27 protein-coding genes are annotated in these 23744 nt (G+C 65.1%); 8 read left to right on the plus strand and 19 right to left on the minus strand.

The features are described from left to right. The first annotated feature begins 294 nt into the window (after positions 1-294). Together ACQP2U_RS39790 and ACQP2U_RS39795 are read left to right on the plus strand one after the other, a co-directional pair. Positions 295-1197: an ABC transporter ATP-binding protein gene (locus ACQP2U_RS39790; RefSeq protein WP_433712316.1), complete on the plus strand. Its 903-nt coding sequence runs from the start codon at positions 295-297 to the stop codon at positions 1195-1197. A 14-nt stretch (positions 1198-1211) separates the two neighbouring features. After that, positions 1212-2048: an ABC transporter permease subunit gene (locus tag ACQP2U_RS39795; RefSeq protein WP_433712317.1), complete on the plus strand. Its 837-nt coding sequence runs from the start codon at positions 1212-1214 to the stop codon at positions 2046-2048. A 39-nt stretch (positions 2049-2087) separates the two neighbouring features. Here ACQP2U_RS39795 and ACQP2U_RS39800 read toward each other — a convergent pair whose 3' ends face one another. Then, a complete protein-coding gene (locus tag ACQP2U_RS39800; RefSeq protein ID WP_433712318.1) occupies positions 2088-2699 on the minus strand; it encodes a TetR/AcrR family transcriptional regulator in 612 nt (203 codons plus the stop codon). Positions 2700-2801: 102 nt separating this feature from the next. Here ACQP2U_RS39800 and ACQP2U_RS39805 point away from each other — a divergent pair, with 102 nt between their 5' ends. The 6 genes from ACQP2U_RS39805 to ACQP2U_RS39830 all read left to right on the plus strand — a co-directional run bounded on the left by ACQP2U_RS39805 (position 2802) and on the right by ACQP2U_RS39830 (position 6216). Beyond that, positions 2802-3449 carry an FMN-dependent NADH-azoreductase gene (locus ACQP2U_RS39805; RefSeq protein ID WP_433712320.1) on the plus strand — a complete coding sequence of 216 codons (648 nt, stop codon included), beginning with the start codon at positions 2802-2804 and terminating at the stop codon, positions 3447-3449. Then, positions 3449-3769 carry a DMT family transporter gene (locus tag ACQP2U_RS39810; RefSeq protein WP_433712321.1) on the plus strand — a complete coding sequence of 107 codons (321 nt, stop codon included), beginning with the start codon at positions 3449-3451 and terminating at the stop codon, positions 3767-3769. The genes ACQP2U_RS39805 and ACQP2U_RS39810 overlap by 1 nt, the downstream gene beginning before the upstream one ends. 26 nt (positions 3770-3795) lie before the next feature. Continuing rightward, complete coding sequence (locus tag ACQP2U_RS39815) at positions 3796-4248, plus strand: SRPBCC family protein (RefSeq protein WP_433712322.1); 453 nt, start codon at positions 3796-3798, stop codon at positions 4246-4248. Positions 4249-4359: 111 nt separating this feature from the next. After that, on the plus strand, positions 4360-4800 hold the full coding sequence (locus ACQP2U_RS39820) for an OsmC family peroxiredoxin (protein WP_433712323.1): 441 nt from the start codon (positions 4360-4362) through the stop codon (positions 4798-4800). Positions 4801-5030: 230 nt separating this feature from the next. Next, on the plus strand, positions 5031-5291 hold the full coding sequence (locus tag ACQP2U_RS39825) for a hypothetical protein (RefSeq protein ID WP_433712324.1): 261 nt from the start codon (positions 5031-5033) through the stop codon (positions 5289-5291). A 127-nt stretch (positions 5292-5418) separates the two neighbouring features. Next, entirely contained in the window at positions 5419-6216 is a 798-nt protein-coding gene (locus tag ACQP2U_RS39830) for an LLM class flavin-dependent oxidoreductase (protein ID WP_433712325.1), read from the plus strand. A gap of 57 nt (positions 6217-6273) precedes the next feature. Here the strand turns inward: ACQP2U_RS39830 and ACQP2U_RS39835 are convergent, their stop codons facing one another. The 18 genes from ACQP2U_RS39835 to folE form a co-directional block, all read right to left on the minus strand. Further along, positions 6274-8829 (minus strand): ATP-dependent Clp protease ATP-binding subunit, encoded by a 2556-nt coding sequence (locus tag ACQP2U_RS39835; protein WP_397033998.1) that lies wholly within the window; start codon positions 8827-8829, stop codon positions 6274-6276. 250 nt (positions 8830-9079) lie between these two features. Beyond that, positions 9080-10018, minus strand: coding sequence for an esterase/lipase family protein (locus ACQP2U_RS39840; protein ID WP_433712326.1), 939 nt, complete (start codon positions 10016-10018; stop codon positions 9080-9082). Positions 10019-10649: 631 nt separating this feature from the next. Beyond that, complete coding sequence (locus tag ACQP2U_RS39845; RefSeq protein WP_433712327.1) at positions 10650-11318, minus strand: DUF1772 domain-containing protein; 669 nt, start codon at positions 11316-11318, stop codon at positions 10650-10652. Between the two features lie 136 nt (positions 11319-11454). Beyond that, positions 11455-12015 (minus strand): FHA domain-containing protein, encoded by a 561-nt coding sequence (locus ACQP2U_RS39850; RefSeq protein WP_397034095.1) that lies wholly within the window; start codon positions 12013-12015, stop codon positions 11455-11457. Between the two features lie 250 nt (positions 12016-12265). Next, the gene (locus tag ACQP2U_RS39855) at positions 12266-12625 is read right to left on the minus strand and encodes a histone-like nucleoid-structuring protein Lsr2 (RefSeq protein ID WP_040686163.1); all 360 of its coding nucleotides are present in this window, start codon (positions 12623-12625) and stop codon (positions 12266-12268) included. Positions 12626-12740: 115 nt separating this feature from the next. Next, complete coding sequence (gene lysS / locus ACQP2U_RS39860; RefSeq protein WP_433716740.1) at positions 12741-14207, minus strand: lysine--tRNA ligase; 1467 nt, start codon at positions 14205-14207, stop codon at positions 12741-12743. Positions 14208-14516: 309 nt separating this feature from the next. After that, positions 14517-14948: a rhodanese-like domain-containing protein gene (locus ACQP2U_RS39865; RefSeq protein WP_433712329.1), complete on the minus strand. Its 432-nt coding sequence runs from the start codon at positions 14946-14948 to the stop codon at positions 14517-14519. Next, on the minus strand, positions 14948-15544 hold the full coding sequence (locus ACQP2U_RS39870; protein WP_433712330.1) for a cysteine dioxygenase: 597 nt from the start codon (positions 15542-15544) through the stop codon (positions 14948-14950). The genes ACQP2U_RS39865 and ACQP2U_RS39870 overlap by 1 nt, the downstream gene beginning before the upstream one ends. Before the next feature lie 179 nt (positions 15545-15723). Beyond that, the gene (locus ACQP2U_RS39875; protein ID WP_433712331.1) at positions 15724-16518 is read right to left on the minus strand and encodes a type III pantothenate kinase; all 795 of its coding nucleotides are present in this window, start codon (positions 16516-16518) and stop codon (positions 15724-15726) included. 4 nt (positions 16519-16522) lie between these two features. Further along, entirely contained in the window at positions 16523-17011 is a 489-nt protein-coding gene (gene panD, locus ACQP2U_RS39880; RefSeq protein ID WP_433712332.1) for an aspartate 1-decarboxylase, read from the minus strand. A 13-nt stretch (positions 17012-17024) separates the two neighbouring features. Next, positions 17025-18002 carry a pantoate--beta-alanine ligase gene (gene panC / locus ACQP2U_RS39885; RefSeq protein ID WP_433712333.1) on the minus strand — a complete coding sequence of 326 codons (978 nt, stop codon included), beginning with the start codon at positions 18000-18002 and terminating at the stop codon, positions 17025-17027. Positions 18003-18050: 48 nt separating this feature from the next. Then, on the minus strand, positions 18051-18995 hold the full coding sequence (locus ACQP2U_RS39890; protein ID WP_433712334.1) for a Rossmann-like and DUF2520 domain-containing protein: 945 nt from the start codon (positions 18993-18995) through the stop codon (positions 18051-18053). Between the two features lie 622 nt (positions 18996-19617). After that, positions 19618-20679: a DUF6779 domain-containing protein gene (locus ACQP2U_RS39895; RefSeq protein ID WP_433712335.1), complete on the minus strand. Its 1062-nt coding sequence runs from the start codon at positions 20677-20679 to the stop codon at positions 19618-19620. A gap of 70 nt (positions 20680-20749) precedes the next feature. Beyond that, positions 20750-21220 (minus strand): DUF3180 domain-containing protein, encoded by a 471-nt coding sequence (locus ACQP2U_RS39900; protein ID WP_433716741.1) that lies wholly within the window; start codon positions 21218-21220, stop codon positions 20750-20752. Between the two features lie 2 nt (positions 21221-21222). Then, a complete protein-coding gene (folK, locus tag ACQP2U_RS39905; protein ID WP_433712336.1) occupies positions 21223-21759 on the minus strand; it encodes a 2-amino-4-hydroxy-6-hydroxymethyldihydropteridine diphosphokinase in 537 nt (178 codons plus the stop codon). Between the two features lie 28 nt (positions 21760-21787). Then, the gene (gene folB / locus ACQP2U_RS39910; RefSeq protein ID WP_433716742.1) at positions 21788-22192 is read right to left on the minus strand and encodes a dihydroneopterin aldolase; all 405 of its coding nucleotides are present in this window, start codon (positions 22190-22192) and stop codon (positions 21788-21790) included. Between the two features lie 23 nt (positions 22193-22215). Further along, on the minus strand, positions 22216-23043 hold the full coding sequence (folP, locus tag ACQP2U_RS39915; RefSeq protein ID WP_397034015.1) for a dihydropteroate synthase: 828 nt from the start codon (positions 23041-23043) through the stop codon (positions 22216-22218). A gap of 80 nt (positions 23044-23123) precedes the next feature. Next, positions 23124-23714 carry a GTP cyclohydrolase I FolE gene (gene folE, locus ACQP2U_RS39920; protein ID WP_040686186.1) on the minus strand — a complete coding sequence of 197 codons (591 nt, stop codon included), beginning with the start codon at positions 23712-23714 and terminating at the stop codon, positions 23124-23126. Between the last annotated feature and the right edge of the window lie 30 nt (positions 23715-23744).

A 23744-nucleotide genomic window follows, 5' to 3' on the forward strand; every position in this document is an offset into this window, starting at 1 on the left:
GCCCTCCTCCCCCGAATATATTTCCGATCGCGGCCTCACATGGTCGCGTCACGGGCCGTCAGTCGAGGTGACGTCCAGGATTTGGGCATTCCCGAACACCCTCGCTCCGCGACGGTGGCGGCGCATACGCCGCGCTGATGCACATCGTCGGCACCGCTGCGGTGACCGGAGCATATGCTGGGCGACATCAGTCCTCACGGCCGCTTTCACGGTCTTTCGTAGGCCGCTTTACGTACGCCGAGCATCGCCGCGCGACGGATGTGTCCCCCCTGGTCGGGGGCGGATTCTCGGTGCATGACAGATTCCATCGTGGTCACCGCAGGGCTGACCAAACGCTTCGGCACGCATACAGCCGTCGACGGCGTGCATATGAATGTCGCGCCCGGCGAGATCTACGGCTTCCTCGGCCCGAACGGTGCGGGTAAGACGACCACGCTGCGGATGCTCGTCGGTTTGATCCGTCCTACCGAGGGCACCGCCACCGTGCTCGGGCATACCCCCGGCGATCCGGCTGTGGTGCGCCGCATCGGCGTCCTCATCGAGGGCCCCGGCTTCTACCCGTACCTCACCGGCCGCGACAACCTGCGGGTACTCGCGAAATACCGCGGCATCGAGCCCGTCGAGGTAGAGCACGCACTCGACCTCGTCGGCCTCGCCAATCGCGCCGACGATAAATTCCGCAGCTACTCCCTCGGCATGAAGCAGCGCCTCGGCGTCGGGGCGGCCCTGCTCGGCCGTCCCGATCTGCTGATTCTGGACGAGCCGACCAATGGCCTCGACCCACAGGGCATGGCCGAAATGCGGGAGCTCATCACGACTCTCGCCGGTGATGGTCACACGGTGCTGTTGTCCAGCCACATGCTCAGCGAGGTCCAGGAGATCTGCGACCGCGTCGGGGTGATCTCCGGCGGACAACTGCTCACCGAATCCACCGTCGCCGAATTGCGCGGCGCCTCTTCGCTTTTGCTGCGCGCCGAACCGCTGGAGGTGGCATTTCCCGCGGTACGCCGCGTGGTCGGCGAGCGCTCGGCCATGTTGACCGCGGGTGGAATTCGAATCGAGGCGGGTGCTGCCAGCGCCCCGGTGGTCGCGCGTGCGGTCGTCGAATCGGGCGCGGACCTGCTGGAACTGCGGACCGACGAAAAGTCCCTTGAAGAAGTGTTCTTCGAAATGACCCGATTGGAGCCGGTGAAATGATCGGGAAAGACCTGATGGCAAGCACGAAAGCGGAAATGCTGCGACTGCGCAAGTGGCCCGCATTCTGGATCATTCTCGGCACCTGGATCCTGCTGAATCTCACCTTTTCCTACCTCTTCAACTACCTCGCCTACTCCTCCGGCGATATGAAGACGATGTCGAACGGCGTGCCCAAAGACGTGCTGCTGCACCAGATGTTGCCCGCCGCGGTGCCGGAGGTCTTCACCCAGGGCATGGCAATGTTCGGTGGCGCGCTGATGCTCATTCTCGGCGCATTGACCATCGGTAGCGGTTACGGCTGGGGCACTTGGAAAACCGTGCTCACCCAGGGTCCGTCGCGAAACAATGCCATCGGCGGTGCGCTGGTCAGCCTGGCGGTCACGGTAATCGGGCTGGTGTGCGTCGCATTCGTGGCGGATGTCGGGGTCGCGTCGATAATCGCGATGACCCAGTCGCAGTCGCTCGCACTGCCCGGCCTGGGGCAGGCGGTGAACGGAATCATCACCGGCACAGCGATTCTCGGCATGTGGACGCTCGCCGGTGCGATGATCGGCGCGATCGCGCGCGGTCCGGCACTGGCCGTCGGGCTCGGGCTGGTTTGGGTGCTGGTGGTGGAGAATCTGCTGCGCGGCGTGGCGGCGATCTTCAGTCCGATCAAGGTGCTCACCGATCATCTGCCGGGTACGGCGGCGGGTTCGATGGCCGGTGCGATGCGGACCGTCGACGGGCCTTCGACGCCGGGTGTGCTCGATATCCTGCCGCGGGCTCAGTCGCTCATCGCGCTGTTGGTGTACGTGGCACTGTTCGCGGCGGGCACGATGTGGCTGGTGCGGCGACGCGATATGGCCTGACGTTTCAGTAGCCGAAAACCGTTGGCGGACAGCAGTTCGTCAACGGTTCGGCGCATTCTCCGACAGTACGGAACGGGCCAATTCGGCCAGCGCCGCCGCGATCTGCGCGGAGGTGAGCCCCCGTGTCCGCTGCTGCTGATAGACCTCGGCAGCCAACGGCGCGAGCAGCGAATCGACCATGGCGTCCGGTTCACCGACACCGGCTGCCACCAAGAGCGACCGGACGTGCGCGAACCAGAAGCCGTAGGCGCCTGTCGCGAACCGTGCGCCGCCAGTCTCGGCACCGAGCACCAAATCCGCGTGCTGGTCCAATAATTCGACCATGGCGGCATAGAACGCAGCGAGTCGTTCGGCGGGTGGCGCGCCGGGACCCAGCGGCGGCGCACCGCGCAACAACTGCTCCTGCAGAGCGCGTTCGTGTTCGTCGAGCAGTGCGACGGCGATCGAATTCGTATCCGGATAACGGCGATACAGCGTGCCGCGCCCGACCCCCGCCGCCTTGGCGATGTCGTCCATCGTGACGGTGCGCGGATCCCGCGTTGCGAACAGTTCGGCGGCCGCGGCGAGCACCTTGGCCCGGTTGCGGGCCGCGTCCGCGCGCTCGGTCGGCGCCGCCGCATGCCCGCTGAGCAGGTCTATATCACTGTTCATGATCCCGACTGTACTCGATATTCCCAGTAACTGGACATTGCGTCCGGTTGTCCGTACCGTATCAACCGGACAAAGTGTCCAGTTAAATTTACGGGAGAAATCATGAGCACGTTGTTGCATCTCGATGCCAGCGCCCGACGTCGTTCCATCAGCCGGGAACTGAGCGCGGCATTCGCCAAGGCATGGCGCGTCGAGAATCCGGACGGCAGCTACATCTATCGCGATTTGGCTGCCGAGCCCGTGCCGTTCATCGACGAGGCATGGACCGAACTATGCGATGCCGTCCTCGCCCAACCCAGCACCGACCTACATCGCCTCGCCGAACTGATCCGCACGCCGGGACAGAGCGCCGCTTGGGCGATCGTGGAGCCGCTGCTGACCGAGATGCTGGCCGCCGAGGTGATTCTCATCGGCACCCCGATGTACAACTACTCGATCCCGGCCGCACTCAAGGCTTGGCTCGATCAGGTCACCTTCCCGCGGATGTCATTGGGCGACAAGCGTTTTGTCGTCGTCTCGGCACGTGGGGGCGCCTACGCGCCCGGCGCCCCGAAGGCCGCGTTCGACCACCAAGAGCGCTACCTGCGCGATTTCTTCGCGGGCCATTTCGCCGTCACCGATACCGTTTTCGTCAATGCGGAACTCGCCAACTCGAGGCAGGACCCGGCATTGGCACATCTGCGCGGCAAGCATGACGAGTCCTATTCGGCCGCAATGGAATCCATGCGTGAGCTGGCCAAGGTCCACTGATGAACTGGATCATTCTCGGCATCGCCGGACTGGTGGAGATCATCTGGTCGCAGAGCATCAAACCGACGCAGAACTTCACCCGCCCGGTCCCGACCCTCATCTGCTTCGTGCTCGGCGCGGTCGCGGTGTACCTGCTCTCGCGGGCCATGCAGACGCTGCCGGTCGGCACGGCGTACGCGGTATTCACCGGAATCGGCGCAGTCGGGGCGATCAGCCTAGGTGTGGTGATCAACAAAGATCCGATGAGCGCCGGACGGCTGCTGGCGCTGTCGCTGATCCTCGGCGGCATCGTGCTGGCGCGCGTCACCAATCCGGAGTGAGCAGGTCCGGCGGTACAGTCCGAAGCATGTTCGAACCAGTGCGGGTACCCGATCTATCGTCGCGTCCCTTCGGGCTCGAGGTCGAGCGCACGATGACCGCGCCGCCATCGGCGCTGTACCTGGCCTGGACCGAGCGGTTCGACCACTGGTTCGCGGCCCCCGGCTCGGTCCTCATGCGCCCAGTCGTGAACACGCCGTTCTTCTTCGAAACCGACTACCAGGGCATGCGCAGCCCGCACTACGGACGGTTCATTCGTCTGATTCCGGACCAGATCGTCGAGCTGACCTGGGTGACCGGGGCCGGTGGCACCGAGGGCGCGGAAACCATGGTGACGGTCGAGCTCATGCCGATCGACTCCGGCACTCGACTTCGCCTGGCGCACGCGGGGTTTGCCGATGAAGCGGCCCGCGACCGGCACTCACAGGCCTGGCCGCTGGTACTCGAGCAACTCGATCAGCACACCGGCGAGCCCGCCTGACCACTTGTCCAGCGCGGCGCTCGATTCGGGCTGGCCTTCGCACGCGCCGCTGGGGCGGCGGGGGTAGGTTCGACTGCGAATTGTGATTCACACATCTTCGAAAGGATCGTGATGCCCACACGTACCGCGCGCACCGCTTGGACCGGAGGCCTGCAGGACGGCTCCGGCCAAGTCGAGCTGGCCAGTTCCGGTGTCGGCAAGTACGACGTCTCCTTCCCCAAACGTGCCGCCGACGATGCCGACGGCACCACCAGCCCCGAGGAACTGATCGCGGCGGCGCACTCCTCCTGCTTCGCCATGGCCCTCTCGGCCCAGATCGGCAATGCCGGCGGCACGACCGAGAGCCTGGACGTCACTGCCGATGTGACCCTCGGCCCGGATCCGGACGGCGGCTTCCGCATCAGCGCCATCAAACTCACCGTCCGCGGCCGGGTCTCCGGTCTGGACGCCGATGGCTTCGCCGCCGCCGCGGCCGCGGCCAAGGCGGGCTGCCCGGTCAGCAAGGCCCTGGCCGGGGTCGACAACATCACCCTCGACGCCGCTCTCGCCTGACTTCCCGGCTCCTCGCACAGGCGTGTGCGAGGAGCCCAGTGGTTATGCGAGGCGGCGCGCATCCTTACCAACTCTTCCAACACTGCTGTAGCACTACCGATACGAGGCGCAGGACTGCGCTGGGGAATACGCGCGCAGACGTAGGGCGAATGTCGTCGGCAGGCCGATGTCCCGGTGGGAGTGTCGGGCGCAGGGTTAGGGCATGAACATTTTTTACCCAACCCGAGGCCATGACCTTCTTGGCCGATCACTATGACGGAGGATGGCATCCCTGGCCGTTCTTCTGGATCTTCCCATTGCTGTTCGGGGCCACCATCATCGTCGTCTTCATATTCGCGCGACGACGGTTCTGGGGCCGTCAGAGCGGAATCGGCGCGCTGCGTATCGCATTCGCGCGCGGCGAGATCACCGAGGATCAATATCGGAGTCGCTTGGCGGTGCTGCGCGAACGCGACGGCAAGCCGCGCAGCGGTAAAACTCCCACCACCTGAGGCGGATAGTCCCGCCCTCTTTTGAGCAGCGGGCACCGCAACGGCATGTCTGCCCGAAAAATCGCCGGTCAACACACGGCCTCATTCCGACCAATGATTCTTCGACCCGAGTCACGGGAGAACACACATGAGCATGACCTTCGGCATCGTCATCACCCCGCGATCGGGAGCCGAATGGGTTCGCGCGGTACAAAGCGCTGAACAACAGGGCTACCGGACGATCCTGCTGCCGGACACCCTGAACACCGCTTCCCCATTCCCGGCACTCGCGGCTGCCGCCGCGGTGACCACCACCATCCGACTGCGCCCGAACGTCCTAGCCGCGCCCCTGCGCAATCCGGCCGCCACCGTACGCGAAACCACCGCATTGCAACTGCTCTCGGACGGACGATTCGAACTCGGCATCGGGTCGGGGCGTCCCGATGCGAGTGCCGAGGCCGAGCGGCTCGGTATGCCTTGGGGTTCGGCGGCCCAGCGGCGCGAGCAACTCATCGCCACCGCGCATGCCGTTCGCGAACAGGTGAATCCGGCGCCGCCGATCGTCGTCGCCGCGAACGGTCCTCGAATGCTCACCGTTGCAGCGGATTTCGCCGATCGCGTGCTGCTGGCCGCCGGACCGGACGCCACCGAATCCGATCTCGCCGAGATGGTCCGGATCGTGCGGGACAATACCGATCGCGATGTGCGCTTCACCCATCAACTGGTCGGCATCGGTGACGAACTGCCGTTCTGGTTGAGCAAGCGGCTCGGACTCACCGCGGACGGACTGCGTGCAGCCGGATCGGCGGGTGTGCTCGACGCTGATCCGGCGGCCGTGGCCGAGGTGCTCGAATATCGCAGGGAGAAGTACGGCATAGATGAACTGATCGTCCCCGGCGAACTGGCCGAAGCCTTCGCTCCGGCACTCGCCCGGTTCACAAGCTGATACGAAAAATGCCGCCCACCGGATTTCCGGTGGGCGGCATCTTCTAGCCGTTGCGACTTACTCGCCAGCTGCCTCGGCGGTGCCTTCGCCCGCACCCGTGAGCACGACCTCCGGCTTCTCCTCGGTCGCTGCCGCCTTGGTCAGCTTCGCCTTGCCGGTGAAGGTGAACTTGGCGTTCTCGCCGGAGCCCTCGCCGTCCCAGCCCTCGACATCGACCACGATGGTCTGTCCCGCACCGATCTCGCCGAAGAGGATCTTCTCCGACAGCTGGTCCTCGATCTCGCGCTGGATGGTCCGGCGCAGCGGCCGAGCACCGAGCACCGGATCGAAGCCGCGCTTGGCAAGCAGCGCCTTGCCCTGCGGGGACAGCTCGATCTCCATGTCCTTGTTCCTCAGCTGCGTGGCGACGCGGCCGATCATCAGATCCACCATCTCCACGATCTGATCCGTGGTGAGCTGGTGGAAGACGATCACGTCGTCGATGCGGTTGAGGAACTCGGGCCGGAAGTGCTTCTTCAGCTCGTCGTTGACCTTGAGCTTCATCCGCTCGTAGTTCGACCCCTCGGCGTTGGACTGGGTGAAGCCCAGGCCGACCGCCTTGGAGATGTCCGAGGTACCCAGGTTCGAGGTGAAGATCAGCACGGTGTTCTTGAAGTCGACCGTACGTCCCTGGCCGTCGGTGAGACGACCGTCCTCGAGGACCTGCAACAGGGTGTTGTAGATCTCCTGATGTGCCTTTTCGATCTCGTCGAACAAAACGACCGAGAACGGCTTGCGGCGCACCTTTTCGGTGAGCTGGCCGCCCTCTTCGTAGCCCACGTACCCGGGCGGGGCACCGAAGAGCCGCGATGCGGTGAAGCGGTCGTGGAACTCGCCCATGTCGATCTGGATGAGCGCGTCATCGTCGCCGAACAGGAAGTTCGCCAGCGCCTTGGACAGCTCGGTCTTACCGACACCGGACGGACCGGCGAAGATGAACGAGCCCGAGGGACGCTTCGGATCCTTCAGACCGGCGCGGGTACGGCGGATCGCCTTGGAGACGGCCTTGACCGCATCCTCCTGGCCGATGATCCGCTTGTGCAGCTCGTCCTCCATGCGGAGCAGACGGGTGGTCTCCTCCTCGGTGAGCTTGAACACCGGGATACCGGTCCAGTTGGCCAGCACCTCTGCGATCTGCTCGTCGTCGACCTCGGCCACGACGTCCAGGTCACCGGAGCGCCACTGCTTCTCGCGCTCGGCGCGCTTGGCGACCAGCTGCTTTTCCTTATCGCGCAGTCGCGCCGCCTTCTCGAAGTCCTGCGCGTCGATGGCGCTTTCCTTCTCCCGGCGCGCATCGGCGATCTTGTCGTCGAATTCGCGCAGGTCCGGCGGGGCGGTCATGCGACGGATGCGCATGCGAGCACCGGCCTCGTCGATCAGGTCGATCGCCTTGTCCGGCAGGAACCGGTCGTTGATGTAGCGGTCGGCCAGCGTCGCGGCGGCCACCAGCGCGCCATCGGTGATGGAGACCCGGTGATGCGCCTCGTAGCGGTCGCGCAGACCCTTGAGGATATTGATGGTGTGCTCGACCGTCGGCTCGCCGACCTGCACCGGCTGGAAGCGTCGCTCCAGGGCGGCATCCTTCTCGATGTACTTGCGGTACTCGTCGAGGGTGGTGGCACCGATGGTCTGCAGCTCACCGCGGGCCAGCTTCGGCTTCAGGATGGAAGCGGCGTCGATCGCGCCCTCGGCGGCACCCGCGCCGACGAGCGTGTGCAGCTCGTCGATGAACAGGATGATGTCGCCGCGGGTGTTGATCTCCTTGAGCACCTTCTTCAGGCGCTCTTCGAAGTCACCGCGGTAGCGGCTGCCCGCGACCAGGGAACCCAGGTCGAGGGTGTAGAGCTGCTTATCCTTCAGCGTCTCCGGGACCTCACCGTTGACGATGGCCTGGGCCAGACCCTCGACCACGGCGGTCTTACCGACACCGGGCTCGCCGATGAGGACCGGGTTGTTCTTGGTGCGGCGGCTCAGCACCTGCATGACGCGCTCGATTTCCTTCGAGCGGCCGATGACCGGGTCGAGCTTGCCCTCGAGGGCGGCCTGGGTGAGGTTGCGGCCGAACTGGTCGAGCACCAGCGAGGTGGACGGGGTGCCCGCCTCGCTGCGCGAACCGGATTCCACCGGCTCCTTGCCCTGGTATCCGGACAGCAGCTGGATGACCTGCTGGCGCACCCGGTTGAGGTCCGCACCCAGTTTCACCAGCACCTGCGCCGCGACACCCTCACCCTCACGGATCAGGCCGAGCAGAATGTGCTCGGTGCCGATGTAGTTGTGGCCGAGCTGCAGCGCCTCGCGCAGGCTCAGCTCCAGCACCTTCTTGGCTCGCGGGGTGAACGGGATGTGACCGGACGGAGCCTGCTGGCCCTGGCCGATGATCTCCTCCACCTGGCTGCGCACACCCTCCAGCGAAATACCAAGGGATTCCAGCGACTTCGCCGCTACGCCCTCGCCCTCGTGGATCAACCCAAGCAGGATGTGCTCGGTGCCGATGTAGTTGTGGTTAAGCATCCGGGCCTCTTCTTGGGCCAGGACAACGACGCGCCTCGCGCGGTCGGTGAACCTCTCGAACATCGCTCCCTCACTCTCCTGCTCCGACATTCTGGCGTCCGACGCTTCTGTGGCGTCAGCCTGCCATGAAGCCCGGGGGTTGCGGCCCCGGACTCCACTCTAGTTGGCCGGGGATTACGCCGCCTCCAGTCCACCCTATTGGGGACCAGCGACAGCATGGTCATTCACTCATAACGTGCTTGTTGCGGGATACGTTTCCGCTCGGGTTTTGCCCTCAGCGAAATCGCCGGTTGCCGCTTCCCAGTCGTGGGTGTCAGCCGGTGAACGGCGGGACGAACTCGCACGGCACCTCGCGCGCATGCCCCGGATCGAGGGCATTGAGCACGAAGCGGGCGGTGCGGGGACTGCCCGCGATGGCCAGATGTTCGGAGAAATCGGACGCGCAGCCGTCCTGGACGACGATATTCGTGGTGTTCGGCCCCGGCACGAAGCCCGAGTCGTACGGGACGACGATCTCGTCGAGGCTGCCCATGATGTTGGTGTAGGTGATGCCGGGAACGTAGACGCCGTCGCTGTTGAGATCCCGCAGGAAGGCCGAATCGCGCAACAGCTCGGTGCAGGCCTGGCACAGCGAACCCGCCGCCGCCTGGAAGTAGGGCCCGGCGCCGAGCCGGTCGGCGAACGCGGCCACATCCGCACCGCCACCCGCATTGGTACCGCGCCAGGCCGGTGCGATCGATACGTATTTATCGATCTTGTCCGCACCGCCGAGCCGCTTGGCGTAGTAGTTCGGCATTACGGTGCCCTGCGAATGCCCGACCACATCCACCTTGCTCGCCCCGGTCACCGCGAGCACCCGATCCACGAACGCACCGAACTGCACCGCGCTCTGCTCGATCGGCAGCATCCCGCCCACCGCCGAGATCGGCCACGGGAGATCGTAGGCGCCATAGGTCAGCGAGAAGACGCAGTAACCTTCGTTCGCGAGCAGCGGCGCGTAGAGCCCCCAATTCGTCTGCGCCCCACCACCGGTACCGTGCGCGAGCACCACCGGATTCGGATGCTCCGCACTGGGCCGACACCCCCAATCATTCGCCCCCGGCAGCGAGCCACCGTGATTCACCAGCTCGTTCGGAATTCCGGCAAAGAAGTTGTAGTCGACCGGATACTCGGCCTGCGCACTACCACCCGCACCAATCCACAGCACAGCCAGCACGGCAACGACGAGCGCGGACCCGGAAACACGCCGCATGAAGACCTCCGAGTCTGGAACGTGTTCCAGAACGTAGCGCAACTTATCGCCACCCGGAGGGCAGTTCGAGCAAGTCCGCTACGAATCCAGTTCCCCTCGCAATACTCACCGGTAATGCGGCCGACAGTGTTTCGACCGTCCGCAGGATGCGACTTACCGGCGTCGATTCGGGAGACGTACGGCCCTCGCTTTGTAGAGGGCCTACTGGAACACGTTGTCGTATCGGCGGGCGAGCCGACGTTGACAGCGGCTCGCGGCGTGCCGGCCCCGCGCTCGCGCAATTGCCGCGACCGGTCCGCGCTGGCCAGTGCGCCGGCGTGCTGGCCGCCGCAGGAAAGACCGCGCAACAGTGCACGATTGCCGTCCGGGTTGCGCGGCAGGACAGGCCCGGCCAGCGTCCGGTAGCTGACCGTTTTCGGCCCCCAGACGGCCCGTCAGGCGCATTCCCGCGGCCTCGCGCCCGATGGTGGCCCGCATCGCGGAATTGGATGTGTCTGCCGCGTAATCGCCCGCGAGAATGTAGTCCGATCTGACGGATTCGCAGTTCGCATACCGAAACCGCCGTCGGCGAGCCGATCGCTGATCGACCCGCCGACGGCGGCATAGAACTAGCAGGTACCTCGGTCAATTCCTATGCGAGGGAATGCGCACCAGTTCGCTGCGCACCAGAGGGCCCGAATCCGTACTGCTGGGCCATGATCGGTGCCCGGTAGTGCTGACCGGCGGTCTGCGGACCGACGCCGGGCATCGACTGAACTCGCGAAACTTGCTGTGCACCAACCGAACCCGCAGCATGCGCGCGGCCGTGCTGGATACCGGCCACGAACAGCGCCCCGGTGAGCACCAAAAAGGCCAGCGTGTGCAGAATCGCACGGAGAATATTCCAACGGACCCAAGCTGATTCGAAATCGGCACGCACCTTTGCCAGATCGCCGATCTGCGCCGGATCGCCCGCGGCCGCCAGTTGATCGTTCAGTGGAACATTCAATCCGGAGGTGACCGCGAAGGCGATCACATTCAGCGCCAACGCGACAGCGAGCCAGATCAAGGTAGTGCGGTGTTCTTTGCCCAGGTGCAGTGCCGCCGCGAGGAGGGTGAAACCGACGGTACCGAGGAATCCGAGCATGAACCACGGGTTGATGATGACCACATTGATCTTCTGCATCACATCGATCATCGCGCGATCATCGGTGCGGTTCAGCGCGGGCATCACCGATATCGCATAAGCGTAGAAAACGCCCGCGATCAAGCCGGTCGCGAGAGTGGCCGCCACCAGCGCGGCGAGTCGTAGCGCGAACATGAATTTCTCCTGCCTAGAAACCCGGACCTGGTCCGATTTACTTCGTCCGGTGATGTTTCAAGTACATCGGCAACCGTCGCGACCAGCCATGGTTCAAGCGCTCGGCCACCTAAGCGAGCGTCCACGCCCTACGGCTTCACAAGTCTCGGTCGGAGATCAATCCACTCTGCATGGCCAAACCGGCCAGTCGGACTCTTTTCTGATTCTGCGGCAGATTTTCCACACCGAACTTGGCGAACAGTGCCCGCAGATGAGTCTTGATCGCATCGACGCTCAGGAATAATTCCTCGGCGATCTGTTGATTCGAAGCCGGCGTCGCGAAACCGGCACCGTTCTTATATGGACGGCACAGCGCCACCAGCACCGCGCGCTGGGTATCGGTCAGCGAGCGCAGCGTGGGAATAGTGCCGGTCGAGGTCCGTGTCGCATCATCGACAACGCCACCGAAATCGTGGAACGACACCAGCGAGGTACCGACCCGGATCCGATCGCCCGCCATCAGCCGCCGCCGCCCGACCAGCCGTTCCCCGTTGACGAAGGTGCCGTTGCGGGACAGGCCGTCATCGACGATCGTCCAGTGCGCACCGAGATATTCGACCGCCGCATGCAGGCGCGAGACCTCCGCGTCCCAGCACAGCGCCAGATCGGCCTGCGGGGAACGCCCGATGGTGACGCGCTGCTGGTCCGGGGTGAGCATGAACTCCTGCTGCCGACCCGAGTCATCAGTGAATCGCAACAGCGATCCGACGAAACCAGTCACTGCGCCGATACCTCATCTCTCCATACCGCCAGTGACGCCCTTCGCACAGTTCCATGGTGCCGCGTCCTGGTACCGCGAGCAAGATCGATTCGACTGCTGACCTTCCCCATATCGAAGGCCTATCACAAACGACCGCCGCCCGGGCGTCGCACGATTTGCCCGGGCGGCGGCCCAAATAAATAAGAACTCAGCCCTTCGCGGCCTTGTTGTACGCATCGGTGATGTCGGCCGAGATACGACCCCGCGCGGACACCTTGTGTCCATTCCGGCGCGCCCACTCGCGAATTGCCGCGCTTTGTTCACGATCGATCGAGACCCGGCTCTTTGCGGCTCCAGGAGCAGCAACCGCCGCCTTGACCCGCCGCCGACCGCTCACCCGCCGAGCACTCGAAACCCACTCTTCCAAGCCGTCGCGCAGCTTCGCCGCATTTGCCGACGACAGGTCGATCTCGTACGACACACCGTCGATCGCAAACTCAATGGTCTCGTCCGCGATGGACTCACCATCGACATCGTCGATCAGGCTAACGGTGACCTTCTTTGCCATGAGATGAACGTCCTCTCGAAATCGTGCGACCCGCATACTAGGCCGATTACCCGAGGCAAGAATACCCCGAATTCGAAAAATTCCAAGACGAGGGCTGAGCTATGCAATCCGATCGTCAGCGAGTGACTGGACGCACAATTGGGAACAGTATCGTTTCCCGGATTCCCAATCCCGTGAGTGCCATCAACAACCGATCGATTCCCATACCGGTACCCGTGGTCGGAGGCATGCCGTGCTCCATCGCAGCGAGGAAGTCTTCGTCGAGTGCCATGGCCTCGTCATCACCTTGTGCGGCAAGGCGCGCTTGATCCACGAACCGGTCGCGTTGGATCACCGGATCGACCAACTCCGAATAGCCAGTTGCCAACTCGAAGCCGCGCACATAGAGGTCCCACTTCTCGGTAACTCCGGGCTTGCTGCGATGCTGTCGGGTCAGCGGTGATGTCTCCACCGGGAAGTCGCGCACAAAAGTCGGGGCGTAGAGCTTGTCACCATACTGGTGCTCCCAGAGTTCTTCGACAAGTTTGCCGTGGCCATAGCCCTTGTCCTCGGGAATTTCCAGTCCGACCCGATCGGCGAGTGCACGCAATTCCTCGATCGAAGTTTCCGGAGTCACCGATACACCAAGTGCATCGGACAGTGACGGGTACATCTCGACCGTGGTCCACTCGCCACGGAGATCGTATTCGGTGCCATCGGCGAGGGTTACCACCTGCGTGCCGAAGACCTCCTCGGCAACTTCCTGCACCAATTCCCGAATCATCCGCGCGGAGTCATCATAGGTGCCGTATGCCTCATAGGTTTCCAACATTGCGAACTCCGGGGAATGCGTGGAGTCCGACCCCTCGTTACGGAAGTTCCGGTTGATCTCGAAGACCTGTTCCAGCCCCCCGACCACACACCGCTTGAGGAACAGTTCGGGCGCAATTCGCAGGTAGAGATCGATATCGAGGGCATTGGAATGGGTGACGAACGGGCGCGCCGCCGCACCGCCGTGCAGCGTCTGCAGCATCGGCGTCTCCACCTCGAGGAAGCCGCGGCGCTCGAGCGCGTTGCGCATCGCGCGCACCACCGCGACCCTGGTCCTGGCCATTTCCCTGGCCTCGGGACGCACGATCAGATCCACATAGCGCTGCCGTACCCGCGACTCCTCGTTCATCTCCTTGTGCGCCACCGGCAGCGGCCGCAGTGCCTTGGCCGACATGGCCCAGGAATCGGCCATGACGCTCAATTCACCGGTCCGCGAGGAGATCACCTCGCCGCGCACGAAAACGAAGTCTCCGAGGTCCACATCGGCCTTCCAGGCCGCCAGTGCGTCGGCTCCCACACCGTTGAGGCTGATCATCGCCTGCAGTTTGGTGCCGTCGCCCTCCTGCAGCGTCGCGAAACACAGCTTGCCGGTATTGCGCAGGAAAATGACGCGTCCGACCACACCGACCCGCAGACCGGTCTGGGTGTCGGGCTCGAGCTCCGGATAGGCGGCCCGAATTTCGCCGAGAGTATGTGTGCGCGGCACCACCACCGGATAGGCCTCACCACCATCGGCGATCATCCGTTCGCGCTTCTCGCGCCGAATCCGCATCTGCTCCGGAACGTCGTCCGCGGCGGGCGCGGAACGGTTGGCTTGCCCCGCAGGAACCGAACCCGCGGAGCGACCGGATGAAGGCGTGTTCGGGTTGCTCACGTTCGACAACACTAGCGGGCACCGGAAATCGATTTGCGGGCCGCCCGGGCACGACCGACCGCTAACGAATCAGTCGCGCCCGAAACAGTCCTTCATGTCCTGTTTCGCGGCCTTGTTCGGCATCACGAATAGCGGGCGCGCTCCGGCAATCCTACGAAAACCATTGCGCGCCCGTATGTTTCGAGATGGAAGTGGTTCGGCCCGAATTTACAGTGTTGCCAGCGCCTCGACCTCGCGGGCGAAGTGCGGCGCACGAACCCCGACACTGAGCAGACTGGCCGCCTTCAATGCCTGATAGCCACCGATCACATCGGTAGCCCGATGCAGACCGAGTTCCTGCAGCGCCGCCGCGGCGAGACTGGAGGTATAGCCCTCCGAGCAGACGACGATCCATTCCACATCGTGATCGGTGGCCAGCGCCAGCCGGGCCGAACTCGACGGGTCCAAACGCCATTCCAGAACATTGCGTTCGATCACCAGAGCGCCCGGCAGTGCGCCCTCACGCGCGCGCTGCGCCTGCGGCCGGATATCGACCAGCATCGCGCCCCGATCCAGCGCCCGCGGCGTTTCGAAGGCATAGATCCGATTCAAGCGGGCCCGCGCGTTGTCGAGCATCTGATCGATGGTCAAACGGGTCATCACATGTCACCTTCGGGCTGGTCGGTGAGGACGGTTCGGGAGCGCCGCAGGGTGCCGTGGCCGGTCACCTCGTAATAGGACATGGCGGTGAGCGGCGGTGAATAAGCATGCACGCTGAGCGTCGGATCGAGCGGCCCGGCCGATTCCACCGCAGCTGGTGCGCGCATCACATCGTGCACCCAGCCGATGGGGAACGAGGCCTGATCACCCGCGATCAGGGTGCGTCGGCGCAGTTCCGTTCCGTTCCAGCGGAATTCCGACAGCGCACCGCTGAGCACGGTCAACGCGCCGAGCGAGCCGGCGTGATCGTGCAATTCGGTGGATTTGCCGGGAGTCCAGCTGATCAGCCAGACATCGACCTCGTCGTCGGAAAGCAGCCGGGTGGCCCAGCGCTCATCGGTCGGCCAAATTCCGTTGGCCGGCAACAGATGGTCGTAGCGCCCAGCGAGTACGTCTTCGGCGCCCTCGTCGGTCAGCCGCAGCAGATCGGCCGGACGCAGGCGGGTGGGTAGTGCGGAAGAGACGGCGCGATCAAGCGGCGGGGTGGCCGAAAGGGCATTACGCGCGGAATCGAGGGAAAGAACAGAAGAACGCATCAGCGAATCTCCAGAAGTATGTCAACGGTCGAGGGACTTGCTCAGCCTCGATCGGTCGAGGCAGGTCAGCCTCGACAACACTCCTGGGTGCTCACGCGGGAATACACGGGTGCGAGTGTAGCAGCGCAGAAACCGGCGGCAAAGTGGCTGGTCATGCGCGAGCACCCCGGGTCGGCATATCAGGCACCCTTACGGCGCTGATTGCGCTCGTAGACCAGGCGCAATCCGGTCAATGTGAGATGCGGCTCGTGGTGGTCGATGGTCTCCGATTCCGGCACGATCAACGGCGCGGTGTGCCCGGTCGCGACAACCGCGACATCGTCACCGGCGAATGCGTCGAATTCATCGCGAATCCGATCGATCAGGCCGTCCACCAAACCGGCGAAACCGAATATCGCGCCGGATTGGATGGCCTCCACGGTGTTCTTGCCGACCACCGAACGCGGCCGCGCCAACTCCACCCGGCGCAATGCGGCACGCTCGATGAGCGCCTCGCTGGAGATCTCCACACCCGGCGCGAGCACACCACCGAGAAACTCGCCCTTGGCCGATACCAGATCGACGGTCGTGGCCGTCCCGAAATCCACCACAATCGCGGCCGTACCGAAACGATGATGGGCCGCAAGGGTGTTCACGATGCGGTCCGCGCCGATTTCCTTGGGATTGTCCACAAGCAGCGGAATACCGGTTCGCACACCGGGTTCCACCACCACATGCGGCACATGATCCCAATAGCGAGTGAGCATCGATCTGATCTCGCGCAGTACCGGCGGCACCGTGGACAATGCCGAAACTCCGACGATCTCCTCCACCTGCGCACCGACCAATCCGCGCACCTGCATGGCGAATTCGTCCGCGGTCAGCAGCGGATTGGTATGCATCCGCCAGTGCCGCACCAACTTCGCGTGATTACCACTGCCCGAGAACAATCCGAGCTCGATGCTCGTATTCCGGACATCGATGGTGAGCAGCATCGGCTCAGACGTGAGCGACGGGCACGGAGGCGCCAGCCCGGGTAGCCACGGAGGGACCCGGGAACGCCGCATCCGGCACAGCGGTCAATGAGCGCGGGGTGACCAGACCGGAACCCTCCGGGGCATGCGCCGGATCGGAACCGAGATCGGTCGCACGATTGTGCTCGTCGACGAAGACGACCTTCGGGGCGTATTCCTTCAACTCCGCCTTGTCCATCATGCCGTAGGCGATAAGAATGACCAGATCACCGGGATGCACGAGATGGGCTGCGGCGCCATTGATTCCGATCACACCCGAACCGCGCTCACCGGCGATCACATAGGTCTCCAGGCGGGCGCCGTTATCTATATCGACAATGCAGACCTGCTCACCCTCGAGCAGATCGGCGGCATCGAGCAGATCCTGGTCGACGGTCACCGAGCCGACATAGTGCAGATCGGCATGGGTCACCGTGGCACGGTGGATCTTCGATTTCATCATGGTGCGCAACATCGCTGTCGCCTTCCTAAATATCGGCCTGGGCAGGCTGGGAGTCGGTCGCGGCGGTGCGCGAATCGGGAAGTGTGGGATGGCCACCGTCGACAGGTGCGCCGAGTGCGACGGCTGTGTTGTCGATCAGGCGGGTCGAGCCGACCTTGGCTGCGACCAGCAGGCGCGCATTGCCGTTCGCGGGGGCGGGGCCGAGCGTGGACGAGCGCAATTCGAGATAGTCGACATCGACACCGGGGGTCGCTTCGAGCACCGCGCGGGCGGCGGCCAGCACAGCATCCGCGCCGAGCGCGCCCGCATGCCGCCCTGCGGCCAGCGCCGCCGACAAGGCCAGTGCCGATTCCCGCTGTGCCGCATCGAGATACCGATTGCGGGAGGACAGCGCGAGTCCGTCGTGTTCGCGAACCGTCGGCAGCGGCACGATCTTGACGTCCATATTCAGATCGCGCACCATCTGGCGGATCAGGGTGAGCTGCTGATAGTCCTTCTCACCGAAGAAAGCCTCGGTCGGACGCGCGATATTCAGCAGTTTGGCGACCACGGTCAGCATGCCCGCGAAATGCGTCGGTCGACTCGCGCCTTCCAGCTCGGCCCCGATCGGGCCCGGATGCACGGTGGTGCGTGGGCCGTCCGGATACATATCCGAGGCGCTCGGCGCGAATACCAGCTCCACACCCTCCTCGCGCAGCAATTCGACGTCGGCGTCGAGGGTGCGCGGGTATTTGTCCAGATCTTCGTTCGCACCGAACTGCAGCGGATTCACGAAAATCGAGACGATGACCACCTGATTGGTCCGCTTGGCCCGGCGCACGATCTCGAGGTGCCCCTCGTGCAGTGCGCCCATGGTCGGCACCAGCCCGACGGTACGACCGACGCCGCGCAGAGCCTTGGAGACAGCGGCGATCGCCTCGGGATCGTGGTGCACGGTCAGCTCGCCGCGGCGATACGCGCTCTGCTCGATACGGCGCTCTCGGGGCCCTCCGTGGTTAGGCACGCTGGCTCCTCCGGTCCTGTCGATCGCGCCGGGCAAACTTCGGATCCATCACCGGCCGCCCTCCAGCAGCTCGATCAGCGCCGGATTGGTCTTGGCACGCTCGGCCGTGCGCAGCGACATGGCGCGATAGCCCGCGGCCAGGCGGGTATCGACGGCTGCCATAGCGCTCAGATGTGCGGCGACGGCATCCGCGTCACCGCGTGCCACCGGCCCGGTCAGCGCGGACTGACCACGGCGCAGGGCATTGTCGAGAGCAGCGGAGGCCAAGGGGGCGAGCAGACGTTCGGCCAGACCGTTGGGTTGATCGTCGACGATCTGCTGGCCGAGCAGGCCGGGGCCCGCGAGTGCGGCGCGCAGTGCTTCGACCGCGTCCAAGACCAGCGTGACCAGGTGATTACTGCCGTGCGCGAGTGCGGCGTGATAGAGCTGGCGATTTTCTTCCTGCACCCGAACCGGCTCGCCGCCCATTTCGATCACCAGCGATTGCGCGATGGCGAAGCCGATTTCGTCGGCGGCGGTAATGCCGAAGCAGGCATTGCCGATGCGGGCGACATCCTCGTCGTGACCGGTGAAGGTCATGGCCGGATGGACGGCCAGCGGCAGTGCGCCGCGCTCGGCCAGCGGCGTCAGCACAGCGACGCCATTGGCGCCGGAGGTGTGCGCGACGATCGTGCCGGGGCGGACCACACCGGCGGATGCCAGACCGCGCACCAGCCCGGCCAGTTCGGCATCGGGTACGGCAAGCAGCAGCAATTCGCTGCGTGCGGCCACATCCTCGACCGGCAGGATCTCGGATTCGGGTAGCCGGGTGCGAGCCCGATGCACCGAGGCATCCGAGATGGCGGCCACTCCGAACACCACGTGTCCGGCGCGCTCGAGCGCCGCGCCGAGTGCGGAGCCGACGCGTCCCGCCGAGACGATTCCCACCGTCAAGCGTGCAGGCGCGGGGTCACCCGAAGCAGCGTTATCAGGGTTGACGCTTCTCGAGGTCAACGTTGTCCTCTCGATGTCGTTCCAGTCCCGGACAGCCGGGTACCAGACGTTACGCACCGAGAATATCGGCCCATCCTTCGCCGATGCCACGGGGCACCACCGTGATTTACACCGCAGTGTTTTTGGCGGCGCGGGCGCCGCGGTGTTCGCGGCCCCCTGGTGTCTCGCGTCCGAGCCGTCGAGACTCGCGCCTGCGGCGCATGCGCTTCGACGGCTCGGACGCGAGACGGGCCGCGAACGGGTCGCTCGTAAGACAGCTCCGTGGTGATTCGTGAGGGCGGGACGTTCGGCACCCGGTGCACGCATGCCGAGGGGCTCGACCCGAGACTTCGTCGCATGTGCTTCGACTACTCGGCTGAGCCCATGGCCGCGACTACGCACGGACACGAGACCGGCCACGGACTTCCCACTCGTAAGACCCTCTCCATCGGAATCCGTGGTGGCGCGGGCGTACGGCACCACGTGCACGCATGCCCGATGGTCGAGACCCTACGACTTCGTCGCATGTGCTTCGACCACTCGGCTGAGCCCATGGCCGCGCCTTCGCACGGACACGAGACCGGCCACGGACTCCCCGCTCGGTCGGGGTGGGGAGTGTGTCGCCGTGGCCGATCGGGTTGGGTCAGCGGCCGGTGCGTCCGTTTTCTTCCGACTGCAGGTTGGCCATGATCTCGGCCACTGAAAGTCGGCGCGACGAATTGCCGGAGTCGGCGTTCGGATCGACGCGGCGACGGCGGCGGGAGGTGGCGGTGCCCAGCGGCGGGACCGCGGTCGTCGGACGTGGAGCGGGCTCCGGATGTGCGGTCGGCTCCGGTGCCGAGACGTCCTGCTCGGGTTCGGACGCGGTCGGCTCCGGTTCCGACGGACGCGGCGGCACGGTGTACTCGAGCGGCTGCAACCGCGGTGGAACACCGGTCTTTTCCGGATCCTCGGTGAACGCGTCGGCCCAGCCGCCGGCCGCGGTGGCCAGCGGGCCGGTGTCGTAAACATCGTCGACCTCGGCTTCGGGGATCTCGGAGTCGTCGAAATCGTCGAGGGAGACGACAGCGGTCTCCGCGGTCACCGGATCGTCGAAGGGACTGGCGAAGCGCGGCGGCTCCGGATGATCCGAGTCGAAGACCGGAGTGAAGGTGCTAGGAGATTGCTGAAACGCCATGTCCAGCCAGCTGTCGGCATTCGCCGAGCTATTGTTGGTCGAATTTCCGGATGCGCTCGGCAACTCCTGAATACGGGTCGCATCGGCCCGCAACGCGGGTCGATCCATCGGCAGATCACCGTCGAAGAGCCGCTGCAGACTCTGCCGGAGCACGGTGAGTTCGGCGCGCAGGGCGGCCATTTCGGCCGCATCGGCACCCACCTCCGCGCGCACCCGCGCCTCGACTCCGAGCTCGTATTCGCGCCGGGCAGTCACCTCGCGCTCCAACTGGAGCTCATACACCGTTTGCAGGTCACGGACCTTGGCCTTATCGATCGTGGCTTCCTTGCGGTACCGCGTCGCGGCCAAAGCGCCGATCACGGCTGCCCACAGCGCCGCTACCAAGCCGATCCGAACAAACTGCAGACGGTCGCTGAAAACCAGGAAAACGCTGGCAACCAGACCGAGCAGAATCAATACGCCGATGAACAATTTTCCCGCGTCGTCCCGCCGTCGACGAGAGGTGCTGCTACGGGAGGGTGAAACCATGCACGCCAGGGTAGCTTGATCGGCCAGCCGCGCCCAGATTCTCGCGCGGTGATTCAGTCGAGATTATTTGCTAAGTCGTTGCTGGATCGTCTGAAGGGTCCTCGGGTGCCCGACAGCAATACTCCAACCACAGTGCCGCAGCTACCAAAGCCACCCCCGCCAGCATCCCGACAATTGCGCCGGGACTATCCGCCCCGGCCGCGTTCAAGGTGTCGCGTTGTGGATAAACCCACAAAAGGAAACCCAGCCATACCCCCGCGGCAAGCGAGCCGACCTGCGCGGACGCCTTCGCCAATGCGACCGCGCGGGCCGCGGTGATCGGATGCAGCTGATGGCTGCCGTCGCCGATCTGATGTTCATTGACTCGCGCGCGGATTACGAAAGCGAGTGCCACTTCAATCGCGGCCACCGGATAAAGCGATGCGCCCGCATAAATCGAGATCGGCGGGAAACTGCCATAGGCCATCCGCGTGAGCAGCCAGGCGATAAGGGCCGCGACAACGACATTCGCGATGAGATCGAAGATCCGGGTCGGCTTCAGTTTCACGACGCCGAACCCTCCGTGGCCGCCGACAGCACGAATTCGGTCGGCCGGACACCCGCGCGTTCGACCGCGTCGAGTTCGGCGAGCCAATCGCGCACCGGCCGCGCGGTGCCATCGACCTCGAGTTCCGCGTCCGGCTGCACATCCAGCCACGGGATAAGTACGAAGGCCCGGTTGTGTGCCTGCGGATGCGGCAGGGTCAAATCGGGATCGTCACTGCGGTAGACCGCGCCTTCCTCGACACACAACACCACATCGACATCGAGAGTGCGCGCGCCCCAACGCACTTCGCGCACCCGACCGGCGGCCCGCTCCAACTGCTGGCCGAAGCGCAGCCAATCGTTCGGGCCGAATCGCGGGTCATCGACCAGCACAATGGCATTGAGATAGTCGTCCTGTTCGACACCGCCCCACGGCGCGGTCGTGTACACCGGCGACACCGCCACCACCCGATCCCCCAGTCCGTCGACGACACTGCGCAGATGCGCGAGCCGATCGCCCAGATTGGAGCCGATCGACAAGACGGCGCGACTCATCGCTCCACCTCGCTGGCGCGGCGCTCGCTCATGCCACCACTCCCCGCTGCCGCGAGGTGACCACGCGGACATCGGCGAAGGTATGCGGAATCGGCGCGGCTGGTTTGTGCACGACGACCTCGACCGATTGGATGCGCGGATCGGTCATCACATCGTCGGCGATATCGGCGACCACCTTTTCGATGAGATTGCGCGGCGGCCCCTGGATGATCCGCACGGCGCGCTCGGCTAGAGCGCCGTAGTCGATGGTGTTGGCGAGGTCATCGGTGGCCGCGGCCGCGGCGAAATCGGTCCATACCGTCAGATCGACCAGGAATTCCTGGCCGTCGCGGCGTTCGTAGTCGAAGCAGCCGTGATAGCCATACGCGCGCAGGCCGCGCAGTTCGATCCGGTCAGGCCGGCGCCCACCCGCCTCCCGCCCGCCACCGGTCATCGAATCACTGCGCGGTGCTGCGGTCATAGAACGGCTCCTCGGGGGCTGTGCCCGGCAGCGCGCTGCCAGGCATCGGTCACGGCAATGGCATCGAGCGAGGCACGCACATCGTGGACGCGGACACCCCATGCCCCGTGCAGCGCGGCCAGCGCCGACACCGTCGCGGTGGCGGTCTCCCGGCCGTCGGGCGGGCGCGGACCAGCGGCATCGGCGAGCAGGGCGCCGAGGAAACGTTTACGAGAGGCGCCGATGAGTATCGGCAGCCCGTGGCCGACCAATTCGGGCAGCGCGCCGAGCAACGCCCAGTTGTGTTCAGCATTCTTGGCGAATCCGAGGCCGGGATCGAGTACCAGTCGGGACCGGTCGACACCGGCCGTGACGGCCAACTCAACCTGCGCGGTCAATTCGGCGAGCACCTCGGCGACCACATCGTCGTAGTGATCGGCCGGGCCGGTGTGTCGATAGTCCGCACCCGCCCGCCAGTGCATGAGGATCCACGGAACCTCAGCCGCCGCAACGACTTTCACCATATCCGGGTCGGCGCGGCCACCGGAGACATCGTTGACGACCGAAACTCCGGCCGCGATCGCCGCCTCGGCGACACCGGCCCGCATGGTGTCCACACTCGTCGGCACACCCGCGGCAACCAAACCGCGAATGACCGGAACCACCCGCGCCGCCTCGGTTTCCGGGTCGATGCGCACCGCACCGGGCCGGGTCGACTCGCCACCGATATCGATGATGTCGGCGCCCGCCTCGTACAGCTCGATGCCGTGCGCGATCGCCAGGCTCGGATCCAGATAGCGGCCGCCGTCGGAGAACGAATCGCTGGTGACGTTCACGACCCCCATCACCACACAGGAACGATTATCGCGCGGCGCGACACTGCTCCGGAGGGGATCGGGGGCGTGCGTCGACACCGCGCGGGGCCTCACTTCCGCAGGATCAGATCGAGGGCCTCGGCCCGCGAGGCGGCGTTGGACTGCAGCAGACCGCGCACAGCGGAGGTGGTGGTGCTGGCGCCGGGCTTGCGGATACCGCGCATGGCCATGCACAGATGCTCGGCCTCGATCACGACAATGGCACCACGCGGATCCAGCTTGCGCATGACGGCATCGGCGATCTGGCTGGTCAGCCGCTCCTGTACCTGCGGACGCTTGGCATACAGATCGACCAGTCTGGCCAGTTTGGACAGTCCGGTCACCCGGCCGTGCGGGCCGGGAATGTAGCCGACGTGCGCGACGCCGTGAAAGGACACCAGATGGTGTTCACAGGTGGAGTACAGCGGGATATCGCGAACCAGCACCAATTCCTGGTGCCCCTCGTCGAAAGTGGTGTTCAGCACCGCATCCGGCTCGGTGAAGAGCCCGGCGAACATCTCTCGATAGGCGCGGGCCACCCGCGCGGGCGTATCGATCAGGCCGGGCCGGTCCGGATTCTCACCGACCGCGATCAGCAATTCTCGGATCGCGGCCTCGGCTCGGGGCTGATCGAAGGGACTGCCGGTCTCCAATGCGATCAAGTCCGGCTCGGCCGGGCCCGCACCGTTGTA

The organism is Nocardia sp. CA-084685, assembly GCF_050955785.1.
In the GTDB taxonomy this organism is placed as follows: domain Bacteria; phylum Actinomycetota; class Actinomycetes; order Mycobacteriales; family Mycobacteriaceae; genus Nocardia.